At 74.3% G+C, this 21171-nt stretch carries 16 protein-coding genes; 2 read left to right on the plus strand and 14 right to left on the minus strand.

Annotated features, from left to right (window positions below):
• Nucleotides 1–83 precede the first annotated feature (83 nt).
• The 9 genes from KBX06_RS18810 to pcaF form a co-directional block, all read right to left on the minus strand.
• Nucleotides 84–815, minus strand: a complete 732-nt coding sequence (locus KBX06_RS18810; protein WP_210836716.1) for a gamma-glutamyl-gamma-aminobutyrate hydrolase family protein — start codon at nucleotides 813–815, stop codon at nucleotides 84–86.
• Complete coding sequence (locus KBX06_RS18815; protein WP_210836718.1) at nucleotides 812–1579, minus strand: 3-oxoacyl-ACP reductase; 768 nt, start codon at nucleotides 1577–1579, stop codon at nucleotides 812–814. The genes KBX06_RS18810 and KBX06_RS18815 overlap by 4 nt, the downstream gene beginning before the upstream one ends.
• A 4-nt stretch (nucleotides 1580–1583) precedes the next feature.
• Nucleotides 1584–2939 carry an aldehyde dehydrogenase gene (locus KBX06_RS18820; RefSeq protein WP_210836720.1) on the minus strand — a complete coding sequence of 452 codons (1356 nt, stop codon included), beginning with the start codon at nucleotides 2937–2939 and terminating at the stop codon, nucleotides 1584–1586.
• A 149-nt stretch (nucleotides 2940–3088) separates the two neighbouring features.
• Complete coding sequence (locus KBX06_RS18825) at nucleotides 3089–4450, minus strand: glutamine synthetase family protein (protein WP_210836722.1); 1362 nt, start codon at nucleotides 4448–4450, stop codon at nucleotides 3089–3091.
• Nucleotides 4451–4636: 186 nt separating this feature from the next.
• Nucleotides 4637–4789 (minus strand): hypothetical protein, encoded by a 153-nt coding sequence (locus KBX06_RS18830; RefSeq protein WP_210836724.1) that lies wholly within the window; start codon nucleotides 4787–4789, stop codon nucleotides 4637–4639.
• Between the two features lie 243 nt (nucleotides 4790–5032).
• Nucleotides 5033–5533, minus strand: coding sequence for a DUF456 domain-containing protein (locus KBX06_RS18835; protein WP_210836726.1), 501 nt, complete (start codon nucleotides 5531–5533; stop codon nucleotides 5033–5035).
• Nucleotides 5534–5624: 91 nt separating this feature from the next.
• Nucleotides 5625–7790 carry a bifunctional diguanylate cyclase/phosphodiesterase gene (locus KBX06_RS18840; protein WP_210836728.1) on the minus strand — a complete coding sequence of 722 codons (2166 nt, stop codon included), beginning with the start codon at nucleotides 7788–7790 and terminating at the stop codon, nucleotides 5625–5627.
• 4 nt (nucleotides 7791–7794) lie between these two features.
• Entirely contained in the window at nucleotides 7795–8613 is an 819-nt protein-coding gene (locus tag KBX06_RS18845) for an SAM-dependent methyltransferase (protein ID WP_210836731.1), read from the minus strand.
• A gap of 286 nt (nucleotides 8614–8899) precedes the next feature.
• Entirely contained in the window at nucleotides 8900–10102 is a 1203-nt protein-coding gene (gene pcaF, locus KBX06_RS18850; RefSeq protein WP_210836733.1) for a 3-oxoadipyl-CoA thiolase, read from the minus strand.
• Between the two features lie 142 nt (nucleotides 10103–10244).
• Here pcaF and KBX06_RS18855 point away from each other — a divergent pair, with 142 nt between their 5' ends.
• Both KBX06_RS18855 and KBX06_RS18860 read left to right on the plus strand, forming a co-directional pair.
• Nucleotides 10245–10898, plus strand: coding sequence for a DUF998 domain-containing protein (locus KBX06_RS18855; protein ID WP_307854680.1), 654 nt, complete (start codon nucleotides 10245–10247; stop codon nucleotides 10896–10898).
• A 339-nt stretch (nucleotides 10899–11237) separates the two neighbouring features.
• Complete coding sequence (locus tag KBX06_RS18860; protein ID WP_210836737.1) at nucleotides 11238–12302, plus strand: NADH:flavin oxidoreductase/NADH oxidase; 1065 nt, start codon at nucleotides 11238–11240, stop codon at nucleotides 12300–12302.
• Between the two features lie 79 nt (nucleotides 12303–12381).
• Here KBX06_RS18860 and KBX06_RS18865 read toward each other — a convergent pair whose 3' ends face one another.
• The 5 genes from KBX06_RS18865 to dxr all read right to left on the minus strand — a co-directional run bounded on the left by KBX06_RS18865 (nucleotide 12382) and on the right by dxr (nucleotide 20822).
• The gene (locus tag KBX06_RS18865; RefSeq protein WP_210836739.1) at nucleotides 12382–15978 is read right to left on the minus strand and encodes an ABC transporter ATP-binding protein; all 3597 of its coding nucleotides are present in this window, start codon (nucleotides 15976–15978) and stop codon (nucleotides 12382–12384) included.
• 263 nt (nucleotides 15979–16241) lie between these two features.
• A complete protein-coding gene (locus tag KBX06_RS18870) occupies nucleotides 16242–17081 on the minus strand; it encodes a DUF4081 domain-containing GNAT family N-acetyltransferase (protein ID WP_210836741.1) in 840 nt (279 codons plus the stop codon).
• A 94-nt stretch (nucleotides 17082–17175) separates the two neighbouring features.
• Nucleotides 17176–18348: a flavodoxin-dependent (E)-4-hydroxy-3-methylbut-2-enyl-diphosphate synthase gene (gene ispG / locus KBX06_RS18875; RefSeq protein WP_210836748.1), complete on the minus strand. Its 1173-nt coding sequence runs from the start codon at nucleotides 18346–18348 to the stop codon at nucleotides 17176–17178.
• 9 nt (nucleotides 18349–18357) lie between these two features.
• Nucleotides 18358–19608 (minus strand): RIP metalloprotease, encoded by a 1251-nt coding sequence (locus tag KBX06_RS18880; RefSeq protein ID WP_210836750.1) that lies wholly within the window; start codon nucleotides 19606–19608, stop codon nucleotides 18358–18360.
• The gene (gene dxr / locus KBX06_RS18885; protein WP_210836757.1) at nucleotides 19608–20822 is read right to left on the minus strand and encodes a 1-deoxy-D-xylulose-5-phosphate reductoisomerase; all 1215 of its coding nucleotides are present in this window, start codon (nucleotides 20820–20822) and stop codon (nucleotides 19608–19610) included. The genes KBX06_RS18880 and dxr overlap by 1 nt, the downstream gene beginning before the upstream one ends.
• Nucleotides 20823–21171: the final 349 nt, after the last annotated feature.

The following is a 21171-nucleotide window of genomic DNA, read 5'->3' on the forward strand; positions in this document are numbered from 1 at the left end:
GCGACTGTGATCTGCGACACCCCGCTGCGCCGCACCGCCCTCGCGGGCCGTCGCCGAGGTCGCACGAGGGCGCGGGGGCAGCGTCACCGACGCGTCGCAGCGGCCCGACCTTCCCGGGCCGCCCGATGCTCGCGGGCCGCCCGGACCAGAGCGGCGATCGGCCGGGGATCAGGTTCGTTCTCCGGATGCCACTGCACGCCGAGCAGGAAGGGCCGGCGCGGATCCTCGACCGCCTCGACCACCCCGTCGTCGGACCAGCCGGTCACCGTCAGCCGGCCCGGGTCCGCCACCGCCTGGTGGTGGTACGAGTTCACCCGGACCACGCCGGCCAGCACCGTCGCGGCCAGGCTGCCCGGGGCGAACCGCACACCGTGCCCGCCGTAGACGCCCGGGGCGGGGCGGTGCAGGTCGTGCCCCACCAGCTCCGGCAGGTGCTGGTGCAGCGACCCGCCGGCAGCGACGGCGAGCAGCTGCATCCCCCGGCAGACGCCCAGCACCGGCAGGTCGGTGTCGAGCGCGGCGGTGAGCAGGGTCAGCTCGCCCGCGTCGCGCCCGGGGCGGCTCTCGGTGCGGGGCGCCGGCGGCTGGCCGTACCGGGCCGGGTCGACGTCCGCGCCGCCGGCCAGCAGCAGCCCGTCGAGCACCCGCAGGACGTCGGCGTCGGCGTCGTCCGGCGGCAGCAGCACCGCCCGGCCCCCGGCCGCGGTGACCGCCCGCACGTACGACTCGGGCAGCAGCACCGCCGGCACGTCCCGCCACACCCCCCAGCCGACGGGCTCGACGTACGCGGTGATCCCGATCAGTGGCCGGCTCACAGCGGGGTGACGTACGCGCCGGTGATGCCGCCGTCCACGACGAACTGCGCGGCGGTCATGAAGGACGAGTCGTCGCTGGCCAGGAACGCCACCGCGGCGGCGATCTCCTCCGGCTGGCCGAACCGCCCCATCGGCACGTGCACCAGCCGGCGGGCGGCCCGCTCCGGGTCGGCGGCGAAGAGCTCCAGCAGCAGCGGGGTGGCGACCGGGCCGGGGCAGAGCGCGTTGACGCGTACACCCTCCCGGGCGAACTGCACGCCCAGCTCCCTGGTCATCGCCAGCACCCCGCCCTTGCTCGCCGTGTACGCGATCTGCGAGGTGGCCGCCCCCATCAGCGCCACGAACGACGCGGTGTTGATGATCGAGCCCCGGCCCTGCCGGCGCATGTGCGGGATGACGTACTTGCAGCAGAGGTAGACGCTCGTGGTGTTGACCCGCAGCACGCGCTCCCAGGCGTCCAGGCCCGTGCTCAGGATGGAGTCGTCCTCGGGCGGGGAGATGCCGGCGTTGTTGAACGCCACGTCGATGCGCCCGTGCCGCCCGGCCACCCCGTCGAAGAGGTCCCGCACCGCCGCCTCGTCGGCGACGTCCGTGGCGACGAACTCGCCGCCGACCTCCTCGGCGGCCCGCCCACCCGCCTCCGGGTCGACGTCGACGCAGACCACCCGGGCCCCCTCGGCGGCGAAGCGCCGCACGGTGGCCAGCCCGATCCCGCTGCCGGCGCCGGTGACCACGGTCACCCGGTCCTCAAGACGACCCCGCACCCTGTCACTCCTCCGTTGCGATGAACACGTTCTTGACGTCGGTGAAGGCGTGCAGCGCGTCCGGGCCCAGCTCGCGGCCCAGCCCGGAGCGCTTCATCCCACCGAACGGCGTCCAGTACCGCACCGAGGAGTGCGAGTTGACGCTGAGGTTGCCCGCCTCCACGGCCCGCGCCACCCGCAGCGCCCGGCCCACGTCCCGGGTCCAGACCGAGCCGGACAGCCCGTACTCGGTGTCGTTGGCCAGCCGGATCGCGTCGGCCTCGTCGTCGAACGGGAGCACCGAGACGACCGGGCCGAAGATCTCCTCGCGCCAGTGCCGGTCCGCGGTGGAGTCGGCGAGCAGCACCGTCGGGGCGTACCAGAAGCCGGGGCCGTCGGGGCGGGAGCCGGTGAAGGCCACGTTCGCCCCGTCGACGTACCCGGCCACCCGGTCCCGCTGGGCGGCGGAGATCAGCGGGCCCATCTCGGCGGTCTCCCGGGCCGGGTCCTCCACCCGCAGCGCGCGCACCGCCGGTTCGAGCAGTTCCAGGAACCGGTCGTACGCCGGCCGCTGGATGAGGATCCGCGACCGGGCGCAGCAGTCCTGCCCGGCGTTGTCGAAGACGGCGTACGGGGCGGTGGCCGCCGCCCGCTCCAGGTCGGCGTCGGCGAAGACGAGGTTGGCGCTCTTGCCGCCCAGCTCCAGCGTCAGCCGCTTCACCTGCGCCGCGCAGCCGGCCATGATCCGGGTGCCCACCTCGGTGGAGCCGGTGAAGCAGACCTTGCGGACGGCGGGGTGGGTGACGAAACGCTCCCCCACCACCGGGCCCGCGCCCGGCAGCACGGTGAAAACGTGGTCGGGCACGCCCGCCTCGCGCGCCAGCTCGGCCAGGCGCAGCGCGGTCGACGGGGTCAGCTCGGCGGGCTTGAGCACCACGGTGTTGCCGGCCGCGAGCGCCGGCGCGAAACCCCAGGCGGCGATGGGCATCGGGAAGTTCCACGGCACGATCACGCCGACCACGCCGAGCGGCTCGTGGAACGTCACGTCCAACCCGCCCGGCACCGGGATCTGCCGCCCGGTCAGCCGCTCCGGCGCGCCCGCGTAGTAGTCGAGGACGTCGCGGACGTTGCCCGCCTCCCACCGCGCGTTGCCGATGGTGTGCCCGGAGTTGCGCACCTCCAGCCGCGCCAGCTCCTCCAGGTGCGCGTCGACCACCGCCGCGAAGCGCCGCAACACCCGCGCCCGCTCCCCCGGCGCCACCGCGCGCCACCGCCGGAAGGCCGCCTCCGCCCGCGCGATCGCCGCGTCGACCTCCTCGACCGACGTTTCAGCCACGAATCCCACCACCTCCCCGGTAGCCGGATCCACCACCTCACTCACGCGCCCACCCTCCCCTCCTCGGCCGCGCTCCCTCGGCGGCGCCGATCATGCGGTTCTGGTGCCTCACGAAAGCCGCTGGTCGCCACCGACCGTCCCACCAGAGCTCGATGATCGACGCGGCGGGGACGAGGCGGCGGAGAGGTCGGGGATCAGAGGCGTTCGAAGCCACGGTGGAGTTCCCAGTCGGTCACGGCGGCGTCGTAGGCGGTCAGTTCCACCCGCGCCTGGTTGGCGTAGTGGGCCGCCACCTCGTCGCCGAACGCCTCGGCGGCCACCGTCGAGCCCTCCCAGAGGGCCAGGGCGTCACGCAGCGTGCCGGGGACCCGCTCGGCGGCCGGGTCGTCGTACGCGTTGCCGGTGCACTCCTCGCCCAGTTCCAGCTCCCGCTCGATGCCGTGCACCGCGCCGGCGACGAGTGCCGCGATCGCCAGGTACGGGTTCACGTCCGCGCCCGGCACCCGGTTCTCCACCCGCATGCCCTGCCCGTGCCCGACCAGCCGCAGCGCGCAGGTGCGGTTGTCCGTGCCCCAGCGCAACGCCGTGGGCGCGAACGACCCGGGCTGGTAGCGCTTGTACGAGTTGATGTTCGGGGCGAACAGGAGGCTGAACTCACGCATGGTGGCCAGCAGGCCGGCCAGCACCCGCTGCCCGGTCGTCGACAGGTGCGCCGGCCCGTCGCCGAGCATCGCCGAGCGGCCGTCGGCGTCGCGCAGCGAGAAGTGGATGTGGCAGGAGTTGCCCTCCCGCGCGTTCGGCTTGGCCATGAAGGTGATCGACATGCCCTCCTGGGCGGCGATCTCCTTCGCCCCGTTCTTGTAGATCACGTGGTGGTCGGCGCAGGCCACCGCCTCGTCGTAGCGGAAGGTGATCTCGTGCTGGCCGAGGTTGCACTCGCCCTTCGCGCTCTCCGGGGTGAGCCCCGCACCGGCCATGTCCCGCCGGATGCGGCGCAGCAGCGGCTCCACCCGGGCGGTGCCGAGCAGGGAGTAGTCCACGTTGTACTGGTTGGCGGGCGTGAGGTCGCGGTAACCGCGCCGCCACGCCTCCTCGTACGAGTCGCGGAACAGCACGAACTCCAGCTCGGTGCCGGCGTACGCGGTCAGCCCGTGCGCGGCCAGCCGGTCGAGCTGCCGGCGCAGGATCTGCCGAGGCGAGGCGACCACCGGGGAGCCGTCCAGCCACGCCAGGTCGGCCAGGAGCAGCGCGCTGCCCGGCTGCCAGGGCACCCGCCGCAGCGTGTCGAGATCCGGCACCATGGCGAAGTCGCCGTAGCCGCGTTCCCAGCTCGACATCGCGTAGCCGTCGACGGTGTCCATGTCGACGTCGACGGCCAGCAGGTAGTTGCAGCCCTCGCTGCCGTGGGCGACCACCTCGTCGAGGAAGTAGGGCGCGTGGAACCGCTTGCCCTGCAACCGGCCCTGCATGTCGACCAGGGCCAGCACCACGGTGTCGATCTCGCCCTCCGCGACGGCGACCCGCAGCTGTTCCAACGTGAGCGGAGCTCTTCTCATCGGCGGGCCTCCATCACCAAGGTCTACTGGCTTACCGGATCACCGTCAATGCCCCCTGCGGACACCGTGGCAAACGCGATCGACCGGCCGTCCCCGGCAGTACGTCACCAGGTCCGTGCGCTGCCCAGGCCCGGCACCCGCAACCGTTCCCCGGTCCGGGGCGTGCTGCTCGGCAGCGGGCCCTGGTCACCAGGGCCCACCACCCTGTACGTCGCCGCCCTGCGGGGAGCCCGGCTCTGGGCCGTGCCGGTCGGGGCCGCCGGTCAGGTGGGCGAGCCCGCCGCCGAGCTGCGCGACGCGTACGGTCGGCTGCGTACCGCCGCTGCCCGCGCCGCCCATCGAGCACCCGACCCGGGAAAATCACGTTGCCGCCCGACCTGCTCCGGCCGCATGCTTGAGCCTGTGACCAGGCCCGATCGCGACGGGACTGAAGACCGGGCGCTCGGCAACGTCCGGTCCACGCGGCGGCGCGGGGCGTCCACCCCTCTCTCACGTACGGCGATCCGCCGTGCCCGACGGACGTCCCTCGCCGCTGCCAGCTCCACCGGGCACCGCTGCGCCGACGAACCGGCGGGAAGCGGCTCAGGCGAACAGCAGGCCGGCCACCCAGAGCGCGGCGACGACCACGCCCGCCGAAAACTCGACCAGCATGGACAAGCCGGCCGCCTTGAGCGCCTGCACGGTCGACGGCCAGGCGAGGTGGTTGCTGCCCAACCGCAGCCGCTCGGCGCCCCACACCCCGCCGACGAAGCCGAGCACCAGGCCGACCACCGGGATCACGAAGAACCCGACCAGCCCCAGCAGACCGCCGGCGAGCAGCGAAGATGTCGGCACCCCGGTGCGTTTCAGGTTCCGCCCCGGCCAGGCGTACTTGACCACCGTGCCGCCGGCCACCACCACGGTCGCCGCCGCCAGGACCGCCCACCGGCCGGGACCCGCGTCGCCGAAGACCGCCCAGACCAGCACCCCGCCCCAGCACAGCGGCAACGCCGGCAGCCCGGGCAGCACCACCCCGGCCAGCCCGGCCAGGATGGCCAGGGCCGCCACCACCGACACCACGGCCTGCGAGTCCGTCAGGTCCATCCGGCCACCTCCGCCCGCCGCGCGTCGTGGGCGACCGCGGCGCGGCCAGGGTACGGCCTCCGTCGCGCGCTCCCGGCGGACCCTGTCCCGGTCACGCCGCCGCCTCGCCGCGCAGCCGGGCGGTGATCTCTGCCGCCGGTGCCGGCGGGCCGAAGAACCGGCCCTGCCCGGTGTCGCAGCGCAGCGCGCGCAGCCGCTCCGCCTGCACCCCGGTCTCCACCGCCTCGGCGGTCACCCACAGTTCCAGGGCGTGCGCCAGCCGGACCAGCGCGTCCACGATCCGCTCGTCCCGGTGGTCGGCCACCGCCTCGGCGTCCTCGCCCCGGATGCCCTCGACGAACGGCCCGGCCAGCTTCAGGCAGTGGATCGGCAACCGGCGCAGGTACGCCAGATTGGAGTAGCCGGTGCCGAAGTCGTCGATCGCCATCCGTACGCCGAGGGCGGCCAGCCGGTGCAGCGACCGCAACGGCTCCCCGGCGGTGCCCATCACCGCGCTCTCGGTCAACTCCAGTTGCAGCAGGTCCGCCGGCAGCCCGGTGGAGGCCAGCGCATCGGCGACGGTGTCGACGATCCCCGGGTCGTCGGCCTGCCGGGCGGCCAGGTTGACGCTGACCACCAGTTGGGCCCGGGGGAACTCGCGCCGCCACACCTCGGCGTCCCGGCAGGCCTGCCGCAGCACCCACTCGCCGAGCCGGACGATCAGGCCGGTCTCCTCGGCCAGCCCGATGAACCGGTCCGGCCCGATCAGCCCCAGCTCCGGGTGCTGCCACCGGACCAACGCCTCCACGGCCAGCATCGAGCCCGCCAGCAGCGACACGATCGGCTGGTAGTGCACCACGAACTCGCCCCGGTCGAGCGCCGCCGGCAGCCCGGCGGCGAGGGCCGACCGGGCGATGTCGCGGGCCCCGCGCTCCGGGTCGTAGACCGCCCACCGGCCCCGCCCCTCCGCCTTGGCCCAGTAGAGGGTGGTGTCGGCGGCCTTCATCAGCTCCGAGGCGCTCGTCCCGCCGACCGGGCACTCGACGATGCCGACGCTCGCCGAGACCGCGAGCTGGTGCTCGCCGATGCGCACCGGCGCGGAGACCGCGGCCAGGGCCACCTCGGCGACCTCCACCACGTCGTCGATCCCGGCGCCGTCGTCGACCAGGATGACGAACTCGTCCCCGCCCATCCGGGCGACGAGATGCCCCCGGCCGGCGACGCAGTCGGCCAGCCGCCCGGCGATCACCACGAGCAGCCGGTCGCCGAGGTCGTGACCGAGGCTGTCGTTGACCGCCTTGAAGCCGTCCAGGTCGAGGAAGCAGACCCCGACGCGGTGGGCGTCGCCGGCGACGTCGAAGACCCGGCCCAGCGTCTCGAAGAACAGGGTCCGGTTGGGCAGGCCGGTGAGCGGGTCGTGCAGCGCCTGGAAGCGCAGCCGCTGCTGGAGCTCGTAGCGCTCGGTGATGTCCTCGATCATCGCGACGGTGAACCGGGGGCGGCCGTCGTCGTGGCGGATCAGTGAGACCGAGAGGTCCGTCCAGACCACGCTGCCGTCCTTGCGGTAGTAGCGCTTCTCCATCCGGGCCCTGTCCTGCTTGCCCTCGATCAACTCCTGGTAGAGCTCCCACATCCCGGCCGCGTCGTCGGGATGGTAAAGCGCGGCCACGTTGGTCTGCCGCAGCTCCTCGATGGAGTAGCCGAGCATGCCGGCGAACGCCTGGTTGACGTCGATGATCTGACCGTCGACACCGGCGATGCCGATCCCCGTGGCCGCCCCCACGAAGACCGCCCGGAACCGGGCCTCGCTGTCGCGCAGGGCCTGCTCCACCTCGTCGCGGGCCTGCCAGGCCGAGCGGGCGATCCGCTCCTGCTGGGCGAAGGTACGGTCGCGCAGGGCCCGGGCGAAGCCGGCGGCGAGTGCGCCCTGCAACGCCGCGACCCGTTCCGCCGTCTCGTCGCGGTGGGCCCGGCCCGGCAGCACCCGGGCGGCGAACCGGTCGCCGAGGGCCCGCACCGACCAGTCGAGCACCCGGGGCTCGGTCAGGTTCTCCTCGACCAGCGCGCGCCCCACCTCCTCGGCCGGCAGGGGCGAGAACGGCTCGGCCAGCAGCGCCTGGGCCAGCCGGACGGTGTGCAGGTGCAGCAGGCGCTCGGTCTCGGCCGCGCTGAACGGCACGAACCCGAGCCGGCGCACCGTCCGGGCCCACTCGGCCGCGTACCGCTGGGCGCCCGACCGGCTGAGGTCGTCGCCGCCGGGCTCCGGGACGGCGGCCATCGGATCAGGCGGTCAGCTGGTCGTATCGGGCGACGCCGCCGAAGGCGCCGAACCGCTCCGGGTGGTCGTCGACGTCGGAGGGCGAGTCGGGGCGCCACAGCGGCATGTGCACCACGCCCGGCTCCAGGAGCGTCCAGTCGCCGAAGAAGCTCGTCACCTCAACCCGGGAACGCAACGTGATCTCGGTGTCGGTGCGCGCGGAGAGGCGCTGCGCGTCGAGCATCTCCTGCGGCTGGTCCTCGAACGTGGAGTGCGAGATCACCAGGTGGCTGCCCGGCGCCGCGGCGGCCCGGAGGGTGGCCAGGACGTCGCCGGGGCGGTCGGCGTCGCCGACGAAGTGCACCACCCCGGCGAGCAGGATGCCCAGCGGTCGGTCGAAGTCGAGCAGCCCGAGGTCGCGGGCCCCGGCCAGGATCCGCTCCGGCTCGCGCAGGTCGGCGTGGATCACCCCGGTCAGTTCGTCGCCGGCGAGCAGCTCCCGGCTGTGCGCCACCGCGACCGGGTCGATGTCGACGTAGACCACCCGGGCCTTCGGGTCGGCCGCCTGGGCGACCTCGTGCACGTTGCCGACGGTGGGAATGCCGGAGCCGATGTCGAGGAACTGGTCGATGCCGGCGTCGAGCAGCGCCCGCACGGCCCGGCGCAGGAACTCCCGACCGGCACGCATGGTCGCCGCCAGGTTCGGGGTCATGCCGGCGATCTGCTCGGCGAGCTGCCGGTCGATCTCGAAGTTGTGCGCCCCGCCGAGGAAGTAGTCGTACACCCGGGCCGCGCTCGGGCGGGACAGGTCGATCTCGGCGGGAAGTCCGTCCGGCATCTGCACTGCTGCACCTCATGGTCGTCGCCGCGGTGCGGGAGGGAACCGGCGTCGGGGTGCGTGGGCACGCGAGGCACCGGCCGACCCGCGGGTCGTGTGGTGCTCACCACTGTAGGCCGCGAACTCCCAGCTTCGGGAGGTCCCGCGACCCACTTCGTCGGCCCTTGCGGCTCCCGTGCGCGGTCCGGGCAGCACAGACCGACGGGCCGGTCACGGTCCGCACACCGTACGCGAACGGGCCCGTCCGGCGGGCGGACCGCGGCTCCCCGCGTGCCTGGGGCCGGGGTGTGGGTCAGGCGGCCTCGAGCAGCAGCGAGATGCCCTGCCCGACGCCGACGCACATGGTGGCCAGTGCCCGCCGGCCGCCCCGGCGGCGCAGCTCCAGCGCGGCCGTCAGCGCCAGCCGGGCGCCGCTCGCGCCGAGCGGGTGCCCGAGCGCGATCGCCCCGCCGTTCGGGTTGACGTGCTCGGCGTCGGTCGGCAGACCCAGTTCGCGCAGCACCGCCACGGACTGCGCGGCGAACGCCTCGTTCAGCTCGATCACGTCGACCGCGTCGAGGCCGAGGCCGAGGCGGTCGAGCAGCCTGCGGGTGGCCGGCACCGGCCCGACGCCCATCACGCGCGGCGGTACGCCGGCCGCGGCGGCCCCGGCGACCCGGGCCAGCGGGGTCAGACCGTAGCGGGCCACGGCCGCCTCCGAGGCGACCAGCAGCGCCACGGCGCCGTCGTTGACGCCCGAGGAGTTGCCGGCGGTCACCGTGCCGCCCGCGCGGAACGGGGTGGGCAGCGCGGCGAGCTTCTCCAGCGAGGTCTCCCGGGGGTGCTCGTCGACCTCGACGAGCTTCGTCTCGCGCCGCCCCACCGGCACGGTCACTGCCACGATCTCCTCGGCGAACCGGCCGTCGGCCTGCGCCTTCGCGGCCCGCTGCTGCGAGCGGTACGCGAACTCGTCCTGCTCGGCGCGACCGACGCCGTACTCGGCCGCGACGTTCTCCGCCGTCTCCGGCATGGAGTCGATGCCCCAGTGCTTCTTCATCGCCGGGTTGACCAGCCGCCAACCGATGGTGGTGTCGTAGACCTCGGCGGTGCGCGAGAACGGGGTGCTCGCCTTCGGCATCACGAACGGGGCGCGGCTCATGCTCTCCACCCCGCCCGCCACCACCAGGTCCGCGTCGCCGGCGACGATCGAGCGGGCGGCGGTGGCGAGGGCGTCCAGGCCCGAGCCGCAGAGCCGGTTGACCGTGCTGCCGGGCACCTGCTCGGGCAGGCCGCCGAGCAGCGCCGCCATCCGGGCCACGTTGCGGTTGTCCTCGCCGGCCTGGTTGGCGCAGCCCAGGACCACGTCGTCCACCCGCGCCCAGTCCACCGACGGGTGCCGGTCGACCAGCTCGCGGATCACGTGCGCGGCCAGGTCGTCGGGGCGGACGCCGGCGAGGGCGCCGGCGTACCGGCCGATCGGGGTGCGGACACCGGCCACCAGGTATGCCACGGTCATCAGCGCGATCCTTCGGGGGTGGAAAGGGGCGGGGGCGGGCGGCTCCGGGTCGCGGGGGACGCCCGCCAGCCAGGATATCCGCGCGCGCAGCGGATAGGTTGGCGGCATGGCCCGACCTCCGGCTGGACCACGCCGCACGGACGTGGCTGAGCCGCGCCGGGCCGACCCGGACACCGCCCCGCCCCGGGCCGCCGCCGCGTCGGCCTCCGCCGCCTGCGTCGTCGGGGGCGCGGTCGCGGTGACCGTCGCCGTGGTCGCCGGTCCCGGGCCGGGTCTGACGGGGTACGTCAGCGAGGCGGGCGTCACCGACAGCGCGTACGCCCCGGCGTACCGGATCGGGGTCTTCGCCCTGGCGGTCGGGTTGCTGCTGCTCGCGGCGGCGCTGCCCCCGGTGCTGCGGGCGGCGGCCGTGCTGCTGGGTTGCGGCAGCGTGTTCGCGCTGGTCTCCGGGGCGGTGACGTGCAGCGCCGGCTGCCCGCTGCCGCCGTTCGAGCGGGCGACCACGGCGGACCTGGTGCACGGCGCGGCGAGCATCCTGGCGGTGGCCGCGGTGGTCCTCGCGATGCTGGCGACCACCTTCACCCGGGCCGCGCCGTCGGCGTTGCGGCGGCTGGCGGCGGTGGCCCTGGCGGTGGCCCTGCCGCTGGCGGGCGCGACCGCCGTGGCCATGCTCGTCGTCGGGCGCGGCGGCCTGGTCGCCGTCCTGGAGCGGTTGCTGCTGCTGGTGGCCGTCCTCTGGGGCACGGCCACCGCGACCGCCGTCGCGCTCGGCCGGCAGGCGAGGACACCAGGTTGACGCCCAGGGGCCGCCCGCACCCCTGCTGTAAGGAGCGTCACCGCGGCGGCTCCTTCCGCCGCATCGACGGCCGGCGTTAGCCTCGGCGGCGATGACCAACGTCTGGCACCTGACCGTGCGCCTGTACGTCGACCTCCGACTGCAGGCCAGCGGCGTCTGTCCGGCGCAGCCGCTCTCCTGACGCTGCCCGTTCCGACCTCCGGGCCCTGGGACACACCCGCATGGCTTCCGCCCTGCACAAGATCCCCTTATCCGTGCGGATCCACCGCGACCGAACGACCCGACGAGTCTCAGAGGGCCTGTCCCCGGGCTCTCCCCGCATCCGGAGAGGATGACCACATGAGTGTCCTGTTCACCCCGCTGACCCTGCGCACGGTGACCCTGCCCAACCGGATCGCCCTGGCGCCGATGTGCCAGTACACCGCCGGCCCGGACGGCCTGCCCACCGACTGGCACCTGGTGCACCTGGGCGCCCGCGCGGTCGGCGGCGCCGGCCTGGTGATGACCGAGGCCACTGCCGTGCTGCCCGAGGGGCGGATCAGCCCCCAGGACACCGGGCTCTGGTCCGGTAGGCACGTCGACGCCTGGCGGCCGGTGACCGCGTTCGTCGCCGCGCACGGCGCGGTGCCGGTCGTGCAGCTCGCGCACGCCGGGTTCAAGGCGTCGACGTACCGGCCGTGGGCGCCCCGGCGGGGCGGGGTGCCCGACGCCGAGGGCGGCTGGACGCCGGTCGGTCCGGGATCCGCGCCGTTCGTGCCGGACTACCGGGTGCCGACCGCGCTCGACGAGGCGGGCATAGCCGGCGTCGTCGGTGCCTTCGCGGCGGCGGCCGGTCGGGCGGTCGACGCCGGCTTCGCGGCCGTGGAGATCCACGCCGCACACGGCTACCTGCTGCACGAGTTCCTCTCCCCGCTGACGAACCACCGGGACGACGGCTGGGGCGGGGACCGGCCCGGCCGGATGCGGCTGACCCTGGAGGTGGCGCGGGCGGTCCGCGCGGCGGTCGGCGAGGACGTGCCCGTGCTCACCCGCATCTCGGCCACCGACTGGGAGCCGGCGGGCTGGACGCCCGAGGACAGCGTGGTGCTCGCCGGCGAGCTGGCCGCCGCCGGAGTGGACCTGGTCGACTGTTCCTCCGGCGGCGCGTCGGCCACGGCGAGCATCCCGGTCGGCCCGGGCTACCAGGTGCCGCTGGCCGCCCGGGTGCGCCGGGAAGCGGGGGTCGCCACCGGCGCGGTCGGCCTGATCGTCGAGCCGGAGCAGGCCGAGGAGATCGTCGCGTCCGGCGACGCCGACCTGGTCCTGCTCGGGCGGGAACTCCTACGCGACCCGTACTGGCCGCACCGCGCCGCCGCCAAGCTCGGCGCCACCCCCACCTGGCCCGCCCAGTACGCCCGCGCCTGAACCCCGCCCTCACCCCCGCTCCCCCGCCACCCGGCGGGGCGGCGGGGGTGGGGGCCGCCGGTGGGGTGGGGGCGGCGGGTCAGCCGGCCAGATGGGACCAGTGGGGTTCCAGGTCGCGCCAGGGGCCCTGGGCGGCGACCGTGCCGGAGCGGAGGACCACGACGTGGTCGGCCCGGACCAGGGCGGCGCGCTTCGAGGTCGAACCCACCACCGTCACCCCGTGCTCGCGCAGCGCCTGCCACAACGCCAGCTCGGTGGTGACGTCCAGCGCCGACGACACGTCGTCGGCCACCAGCAGCTCGGTACGCGGGGCGAGCGCCCGGGCCAGCGCGAGGCGCTGCAACTGCCCGCCCGAGAGCCGGGTGCCCTTGTGCCCGATCAGCAGCCCGAGCCCGCCACCGGCCGCCGCCAGGTCGTGGTCGAGCTGGGCGGTCGACACCGCCGCCGCGGCGTCCACCTGGTGGCCGAGGGTGATGTTGTCGGCCACCGTGCCGGAGAGCACCCGGGGCAACTGGCCGACGTAGCCCACCTGGTGGGGGCGCAGGAACAACTCCGGCTCCGTGACGGAGTCGCCGTTCCAGGTCAGCCGGCCGGTGTGCGGCGCGATGCCGGCCAGCGCCCGCAGCAGCGACGACTTGCCCGCGCCGACCGGGCCGACGACCAGCACCAACTGCCCGCGTTCCACCGTCAGGTCGACGTCGCGTACGGCCACCGTCCCGTCGGTGTGCCGGACGCCGAAGCCGGTCAGCTCCAGCCGGCGCAGCGGGTGCCGGGGCGGCACGACGGGCGCCGGGGCGGTCCCCGCGCCGAGGTCCACCTCCGGCACCGGCGCCGAGTACGCCTCCACACCGGTCATCGCCACCGTCCGCCGGGTCCACACCCGCGCCGACGGGAGCTGCGAGATCAACGACGCCGTCGTCCAGGCGAACCAACGGGCGGCGGCCAGGGTGGCGACCACGACCAGGGTGGCACCCGCCGACAGGTGCCCGGCCAGGAAGAGCGCCCACGCGCCGATCGGCAGCAGGCCGCTGACCAGCGACGGGGTCGACCGGGACCAGACCTGCACCGAGATCTCCCGGCGTTGCCGGTCGCTGCGGACCACGTCGAGGTCGGCCAGGTGGGCCAGCACCGGGCGGGTGGCCCCGGCCAGTTTGACCGTACGGGCGGCCGACAGCGAGGAGACCAGCGCGGTGGCGAACGCGGCCCGCGCCGCGACGGTGTCCCGCGCGGAACGTTCCAGGTGGGGGCCGAACAGCGTCGCGGCCAGCCCGGAGACCAGCATCGTGCCCGCGAAGAAGAGCCCCGGCACCACGCTGCCGGTGACGGCGGTCATCGCGACCAGGAGCAGCAGCGAGATCCCCTGGTCCATCAGGTTGTCGGCGAGCTGCACCACCCGCTCGGTGTCGCCGCCCTGGGCCACCACCTCGGCCGGCGTGTGCCCGCTGACCCGGCGGGGCCCGGTCTGGCCGTGCACCAGGCGCAGGCTGATCCGCAGCATCTGCCGGACCCACCACTGCGGGAAGCGCAGACCGGTGAGGTACGGCACCGGCAGGGTCACCAGCAGGCCGGCGACGATCCCCAGCGCCGGCTTCCACGGGTCGCCGGTGCCGTCGACCAGGTCGGCCCAGAGCCAGGGCAGCACCGGCCCCTCCAGCCCGAGGAGCACGAGCAGCAGGAACATCGAGAGCGAGGCCAGCCCGTAGCGCGCGTCGTTGACGCACAGCCGCAGGATCTCCCGCAGCCCACGCAGGGCCGGCTCCCCGGGCGTGCCCGTACCCTCGTCGGCCGACCCGACCGGCGGCGCGGTCGACGACCTTGTCGAGGTCGCGGCGGACGACCCGGCCGGGGGCGCACCGGCCGGGAGCGTGACCGGCGGGACGAGCGGCGGCATGGCCGGGGGCGCAGCCGGCGGAAGAACCTCGTCCGGGCCGGGGGACGGCCACGGCTCCGACGGGCCGGTCAGCAGGTCGACCCCGCCGCCGTGACCCGGCGTCGCGTGGGCGTACGCGGTGGCGTGGCTGGTGGCGAGCAGCTCGGCGAAGCGTTGCGAGGAGTGCAGCGGCCCGGCCTCGACCACCGCGCCGTCGGCCATCACCACCACCTCGTCGCAGCGGCGCACGGAGGAGAGACGATGCGCGATGACGATGCCGATCCGGTCGCGCAGCAACCGCTCGGTGGCCTGCTGCACCCGCGCCTCGGTCACCGGGTCGAGGCGGGCGGTGGCCTCGTCGAGGATCACCACGTGCGGGTCGCGCACCAGGATCCGGGCGAAGGCCACCAACTGCTCCTGGCCCGCCGAGAGCACGTGCCCGCCGTCGCCCAGCCGGGTGTCCAGGCCGGCGGGCAGCTCGGCGATCCAGCCGTCCAGCCCCAGCTCGCGCAGCGCCCGGGCGGCGGCGGCGAGCAGGTCAGGATCGAACAGCGCGACGTTCTCGGCGAGGGTCCCCGCGAGGATCTCGGTGCGCTGGGGCACCACGGCGATCCACCGGCGCAGCGCCTCGACGTCGAGGTCGCACACGTCGTCGCCGGCCAGGAAGACCGTCCCGGGTGGCACGTCGACGGCCCGGGTGAGCACCTTCGCCAGGGTTGACTTGCCGGAGCCGGTCCGGCCGACGAGGGCGTACGAGCGGCCCCGGGTGAAGGTGAGGTCGACGTCGCGCAGCGCGGGGCCGCGCCCGTCGTCGGCACCCGCGTAGCGGAAGGTGAGGCCCCGTACCACCAGGTCACCCTCGGCCGGGGCGGCTCCGCCCGCGGGCTCCTGCGGGGAGTTCGCCAGCAGCTGCACGCGTCCCCACGCGCCGAGGGCGTACTGGAGTTCGGGGACCATCCGGCTGACGTGCTCGACGGTCATGCCGAAGCCGATGGCGAGCAGCCAGATCGCGGTGAGCCGGGCGCCGTCCACCCGGCCGGTGACCAGCGCCCACGCGCCGCCGAGCACCACGGCCGCGATCCCGGCCCGGATGGCGCCGGCCGCCACGGTGGTGACCTGGGCCGACATCCGCCACACCCGCACGCCCCGGCTGAGCACCTCGGCGGCCCGTCGGGCGTAGAGGCGCAGCACGTACGGTCGGGCCAGGCTGGTGCGCACGTCGTCCTGGCCGTGGATGGCCTCCTCCATGACCGCGGCGAGGTCGGACCAGGCCTCCTCCTCGGCCATCCGGGCCGGGCCGATCCGCACGGTCGGCTTGCGCAGGCCGGCGGCCAGCAGCACGGTGAGCAGCAGCATCCCGACGCCGGCCGGCCACCACACCGCGAGGGCGACGACGGTCGACAGCACGCCCGCGGCCAGCCCCTGCGCGATCCGTACGCCCTGGTTGCGCACCGCGGCGGCGACCTGGTAGACGTCGCCGTCGATGCGGTCGAGCAGTTCGCCGACCGGGGTGGTCTCCAGGGTCGGCAGGTCCTGGCCGAGCGCGACCCGGCACAGCCGGCGGCGTACGTCGGCGGACCAGTCGGCGGTCAGCCCGGCCATCAGCAGGCTCACCGCGAGGTCGGTGAGGACGGCGGCGACCAGCGCCACGGCTAGCAGCGCGAAGAACCCGGCGGCGCGGTGCACCAGGACGGGGCCGGCCAGCGCGGCGCCGGCGGCCTGGCCGCCGGCGCCGAGCACGATCAGGCAGGTCACGATCGCCATTCGGCGGGGCGAGGTGGCCCACATGTCCCGGAGCAGACGCATGACGGAGTCCCTTCGGGCAAACCGGGGCGGAGCATCCAGCCTGGTCGGTCGAGCCGGCCGGCTCAACGCATTTACCGGCCGTTCACCTGGCAGGACGCCGACGCCGCGGGCCGCGCCGACCGGCGGCGGGGCAGGCGGGGGCCGCGCCGACCGGCACCCGTCCCCCCGGCGGTCGCCCGGCCCGGGGGCGCAGAAGGACGCGGTGGGCGCAGGAGGACACGGTGGGCGCAGAAGGACACGGTGGGCTCAGACGAGCGGTGGGCTCAGAAGAGCACGGTGGCGAGCGTGCCGACGGGGCGGAAACCACAGCGTTCGTAGACCCGGCGCGCCGGCCGGTTGAAGTCGTTGACGTAGAGGCTGACGGTCGGGGCCACCCGCAGCAGCGCGTCGCGCACCACCGCCGCCATCGCCGCCGACGCGATGCCCCGGCCCCGCCAGTCGGGGGCCACCCAGACGCCCTGCACCTGGGCGGTCCGCCGGGTCACGACCGCCAGTTCGGCCTTGAACACCACCTGACCGTCGACGAACCGGGCGTACGCCCGACCCGTGCGGACCAGGTCGGTGACCCGCCGCCGGTAGCCGCGCCCGCCGTCGTCGGCGAGCGGCGACACGCCGACCTCCTCGGTGTACATCGCCACCGCCGCCGGGAAGAGCCGGTCGATCTCGCTCGCGCGAACCCGCCGCACCTCCGGGTCGGCCCGCAGCGCCGGCAGCGCGTCGGTCGCCAGCAACGGCTGGTTGGGGCGTACGTCCCGGGCGGGCCCCCAGACGGCGGAGAGCCGGCTCCAGAGGCCGAGCACCGCGTCGGCCCGGCCCACGATCGACGAACATAGCCGTTCCTCGCCGGCCAGCAGGTCGGCGTAGGCGGCGACGGCCGGCTCGGTGGCGAGCACGGGGGTGAGGTTGCCACCCAGCCAGCAGATCGACTCCAGGTTGCGGCGGCTGCCGTAGCCCAGCACCCGCCCCTCGGCGCGCCACCAGGCCAGCCCCCGCGCGGTGATCCGCTCGGCGACCTGCGCGCCCGCGAACGGGTCGAGGTCGAGCAGCCGCTCGACCGCGCGGCGCTCCGACTCCCCCAGTTGCCGTACCGGCACCGTCAGCACGGATACCAGCCTGCCAGATCCGCCCGGTGCCGCGCGGGCCGAGTGACGAGTGGGACCACGACGACGGCACCGGCCGGGCCGGCTGTGGGACGGGTCAGTGCACGGTGACGGTGGCGCCGGGGAGCAGGTCGCGCAGATCGTCGGGCAGTTCGGCGCCCATCTCGTCGGCGATGCGCAACGCCTCGGCGATCAGCGTCTCCACGATCTGCGCCTCGGGCACGGTCTTGACCACCTTGCCCTTGACGAAGATCTGGCCCTTGCCGTTGCCGGAGGCCACCCCGAGGTCGGCCTCGCGGGCCTCGCCCGGACCGTTCACGACGCAGCCCATCACGGCGACCCGCAGCGGCACCGGCAGGCCCTCCAGGCCGGCGGTGACCTCCTCGGCGAGCTTGTAGACGTCGACCTGGGCACGCCCGCAGGACGGGCAGGAGACGATCTCCAGGCCCCGCTCGCGCAGCCCGAGCGACTCCAGGATCTGGTTGCCGACCTTGATCTCCTCCACCGGCGGCGCCGACAGCGAGACCCGGATCGTGTCGCCGATCCCCTCGGCCAGCAGCGCGCCGAAGGCGACCGCCGACTTGATGGTGCCCTGGAAGGCGGGGCCGGCCTCGGTGACGCCCAGGTGCAGCGGGTAGTCGCACTTCTCGGCCAACTGGCGGTACGCCCGGATCATCACCACCGGGTCGTTGTGCTTGACCGAGATCTTGATGTCGCGGAAGCCGTGCTCCTCGAACAACGAGCACTCCCACAGCGCCGACTCGACCAACGCCTCGGCGGTGGCCTTGCCGTACTTGGCGAGCAGCCGCTTGTCCAGCGACCCGGCGTTGACGCCGATCCGGATCGGCACACCCGCGTCGCCGGCCGCCCTGGCGATCTCCTTGACCTTGTCGTCGAACTGGCGGATGTTGCCCGGGTTCACCCGGACCGCCGCGCAGCCGGCGTCGATCGCGGCGAAGACGTACTTCGGCTGGAAGTGGATGTCGGCGATCACCGGGATCTGCGACTTCCTCGCGATCGCCGGCAACGCCTCGACGTCGTCCTGGCTGGGCACGGCGACCCGGACGATCTGGCAGCCGGACGCGGTCAGCTCGGCGATCTGCTGGAGCGTCGCGTTGACGTCGGAGGTGAGGGTGGTGGTCATCGACTGCACCGACACCGGCGCGCCCCCACCGACCGGCACCGACCCGACCATGATCTGGCGGCTGACCCGACGCGGGGCGAGCGGCGGGGGCGGCACGGCGGGGATACCGAGACTGACAGCGGTCACTTCAGGCACTCACCTTGAGAAGAGCGTGATCGGGTTGACGACGTCCGCGGTGATGGTCAGCAGCGTGAACACGCCACCGACCAGGATCACCGCGTACGTGAGGGGCATGAGCTTGAGATAGTCGACGCGCCCGGGGTCGGCGCGGCCGATCCGGGCGTAGAGCCAGGAGCGGGCCCGCTCGAACCAGGCGATGGCGATGTGCCCGCCGTCGAGCGGCAGCAGCGGCAGCAGGTTGAACACGCCGATGAAGAAGTTCAGCGAGATGAACAGCAGGAAGAACACCATCCATGCGTCGTTCGCCACCGCCTCGCCGCCGAGCCGGCTGGCGCCCACCACGCTGATCGGGGTGTCGATGTCCCGCTCGCCGCCGGTGATCGCCGTCCACAGCGCGGGCACCTTCTGCGGGATGCGCTGCATCGCCTCGAACGTGGCGACCGCCATGTTCTCGGTGTAGTCGGCGGTCGCGCCGAAGGCGGCGACCGGGCTGTAGGTGATCAGGGCGGGGGTGGTGGGGATGAGGCCCACACCGAGCGCGGCGACCGGGCCGACCTGCCCCTTCGGGTCGTCCAGCGGCGGGCGCTGGGTCTGCGCCAGCACGGTGCTGGCCGTGGCCGGTTGGCCGTCGCGGACGTACGCGATCTGCGCCGTGTCGCCCGGCTTGAGGGTACGCAGCGTGGTGAGCAGATCGCCGTAGTTGCCGATCGGCGTGCCGTTGATCGAGGTGATGCGATCGCCGTCGCGCAACTGCGCCTGAGTGGCCGGGCTGGCTGCGTCAGCGGGGGTGCACTCGCGCAGGGTGTTCTCGGGGACCACGCACGGGCTGAGCCGGATGACTGCCGGCTCACTGCGCGCGTCGGCCTCGGTGACCGGCCGATCCGGGTTGGGCAGGCCCGAGGAGACCGCCATGATCCAGATCGCACCCAGGGCGAGGGCGAAGTGGGTGATCGAGCCCGCGGACATCACGATCGTCCGCTTCCAGACCGGGAACCGCCACATGGCGCGCGGCTCGTCGGCCGGGTCGACGTCGTCGTCCTGGGGGGTCATCCCGACGATCTTGCAGAAGCCGCCGAGCGGGATGCCCTTGAGGCCGTACTCCGTCTCGCCCCGCTTGAACGACCAGAGGGTCGGGCCGAATCCGACGAAGTACTTGGTGACCTTCATCCCGAAGGCCTTGGCGGTGAGCAGGTGACCCGCCTCGTGCAGGCTCACCGAGACGAGGATCGCGAGGGCGAAGAGCACCACCCCGAGCAGGTTTGCCATCAAGCTCCTTCCACCGAACCCGCGATGATGATCTCCTGCGCGTGCGCGCGCGCCCACGACTCCGCCGCGAGCACGTCCTCGACGGTACCTGGTTCGTCGAAATCGGGAGCGTCCTCCAGCACCCGCCCGAGGGTGTCGACGATGCCGAGGAAGGGCAGCCGGCCGGCCACGAACGCGGCGACGCACTCCTCGTTCGCCGCGTTGTAGATCGCCGGCCGGCAGCGTCCGGCCTCGCCGGCGGCCTTGGCCAGCGCCACCGCCGGGAACGCCTCGTCGTCCAGCGGCGCGAACTCCCAGGTGTGGGCCCTGGTCCAGTCGACGGCGGCGGCGGCGTCGGCGATCCGGTCGGGCCAGCCGAGGCCGAGCGCGATCGGCAGCCGCATGTCCGGCGGGCTGGCCTGGGCGAGGGTGGAGCCGTCGGTGAACTCGACCATCGAGTGGATCACCGACTGCGGGTGCACCATCACGGCGATGTCGGCGTACGGCACGTCGAACAGTTCGTGCGCCTCGATCACCTCCAGCGCCTTGTTGACCATCGTGGCGGAGTTGATCGTGACGACCGGCCCCATGTTCCAGGTCGGGTGGGCCAGCGCCTGCTCCGGCGTGACCTGCGTCAACTCATCGCGCCGCCTGCCCCGGAATGGGCCGCCGCTGGCGGTGACGACCAGCCGCCGCACCTCGGCCCGGGCGCCGCCGCGCAGGCACTGGGCGAGCGCCGAGTGCTCCGAGTCGACGGGGACGATCTGCTCCGGCCGCGTCACCGCGGCCTTCACCAGGGAGCCGCCGGCGACGAGGGACTCCTTGTTGGCGAGCGCGAGCGTACGCCCGGCGCGCAGCGCGGCCAGCGTCGGCGCGAGCCCGAGCGAACCGACCACCCCGTTGAGCACCACGTCGCAGGGCCACTGCGCCAGCTCGGTCATCGCGTCCGGGCCGGCCACGATCTTGGGCAGCTTGAAGTCGCCGGTGGCCCAGCCGCGCCGGCTCGCCTCGGCGTAGAAGGCGAGCTGGAGATCCTGCGCGGCGGACGCCTTCGCCACGCCGACCGCGTCGACGCGCAGTTCGAGGGCCTGGGCGGCGAGCAGCTCGACGTTGCCACCACCGGCGCCGAGCGCCACCACCCGGAACCGGTCCGGGTTGCGCCGCACGATGTCGATGGCCTGTGTGCCGATCGAGCCGGTGGAGCCGAGCAGGACGAGTTCCCGGGGCGAAGTCACCGGGCCATTCTTCCCCAGCGTCACCCGGCGCCCGCCGGGAGCCTCAGCCTTCCGCGTCGGCCTGCTCTCGCACGACGGATGCGCCGTTCGCGAATTGCGTCAGTGATCAGTGGAGAGTTCGGCCGGGTGTCGCGCAGCGTCGTCCAACCAGCCCATATCCCACGATCGGTTGACGCTGACCCGGGCGGGACGCGGCCCTGAGCCCGGCGGGACGTCACCCGATCTTCAGCGGCGCCGCCGTCGGCCCTCTGGACGCGACCGGGGACGGGATGCCGTTCCCTGGGCGCGCTTCAGGGTCGACCCCTACGAAGAAAACTGTCCACACATAGATGACTGTGGTTGAATTTCG

Source organism: Micromonospora sp. C31 (assembly GCF_018070575.1).
Classification (GTDB): Bacteria; Actinomycetota; Actinomycetes; order Mycobacteriales; family Micromonosporaceae; genus Micromonospora.

Bases quoted from the DNA above. Each gene is read 5' to 3' on its own strand.
- KBX06_RS18880 (WP_210836750.1), bottom strand. From the start codon at position 19,608: ATGGCAAACCTGCTCGGGGTGGTGCTCTTCGCCCTCGCGATCCTCGTC.
- KBX06_RS18830 (WP_210836724.1), bottom strand. From the start codon at position 4,789: ATGGGCGGCGCGGGCAGCGGCGGTACGCAGCCGACCGTACGCGTCGCG.
- KBX06_RS18825 (WP_210836722.1), bottom strand. From the start codon at position 4,450: ATGAGAAGAGCTCCGCTCACGTTGGAACAGCTGCGGGTCGCCGTCGCG.
- KBX06_RS18865 (WP_210836739.1), bottom strand. From the start codon at position 15,978: ATGCGTCTGCTCCGGGACATGTGGGCCACCTCGCCCCGCCGAATGGCG.
- KBX06_RS18835 (WP_210836726.1), bottom strand. From the start codon at position 5,533: ATGGACCTGACGGACTCGCAGGCCGTGGTGTCGGTGGTGGCGGCCCTG.
- KBX06_RS18840 (WP_210836728.1), bottom strand. From the start codon at position 7,790: ATGGCCGCCGTCCCGGAGCCCGGCGGCGACGACCTCAGCCGGTCGGGC.
- KBX06_RS18860 (WP_210836737.1), top strand. From the start codon at position 11,238: ATGAGTGTCCTGTTCACCCCGCTGACCCTGCGCACGGTGACCCTGCCC.
- pcaF (WP_210836733.1), bottom strand. From the start codon at position 10,102: ATGACCGTGGCATACCTGGTGGCCGGTGTCCGCACCCCGATCGGCCGG.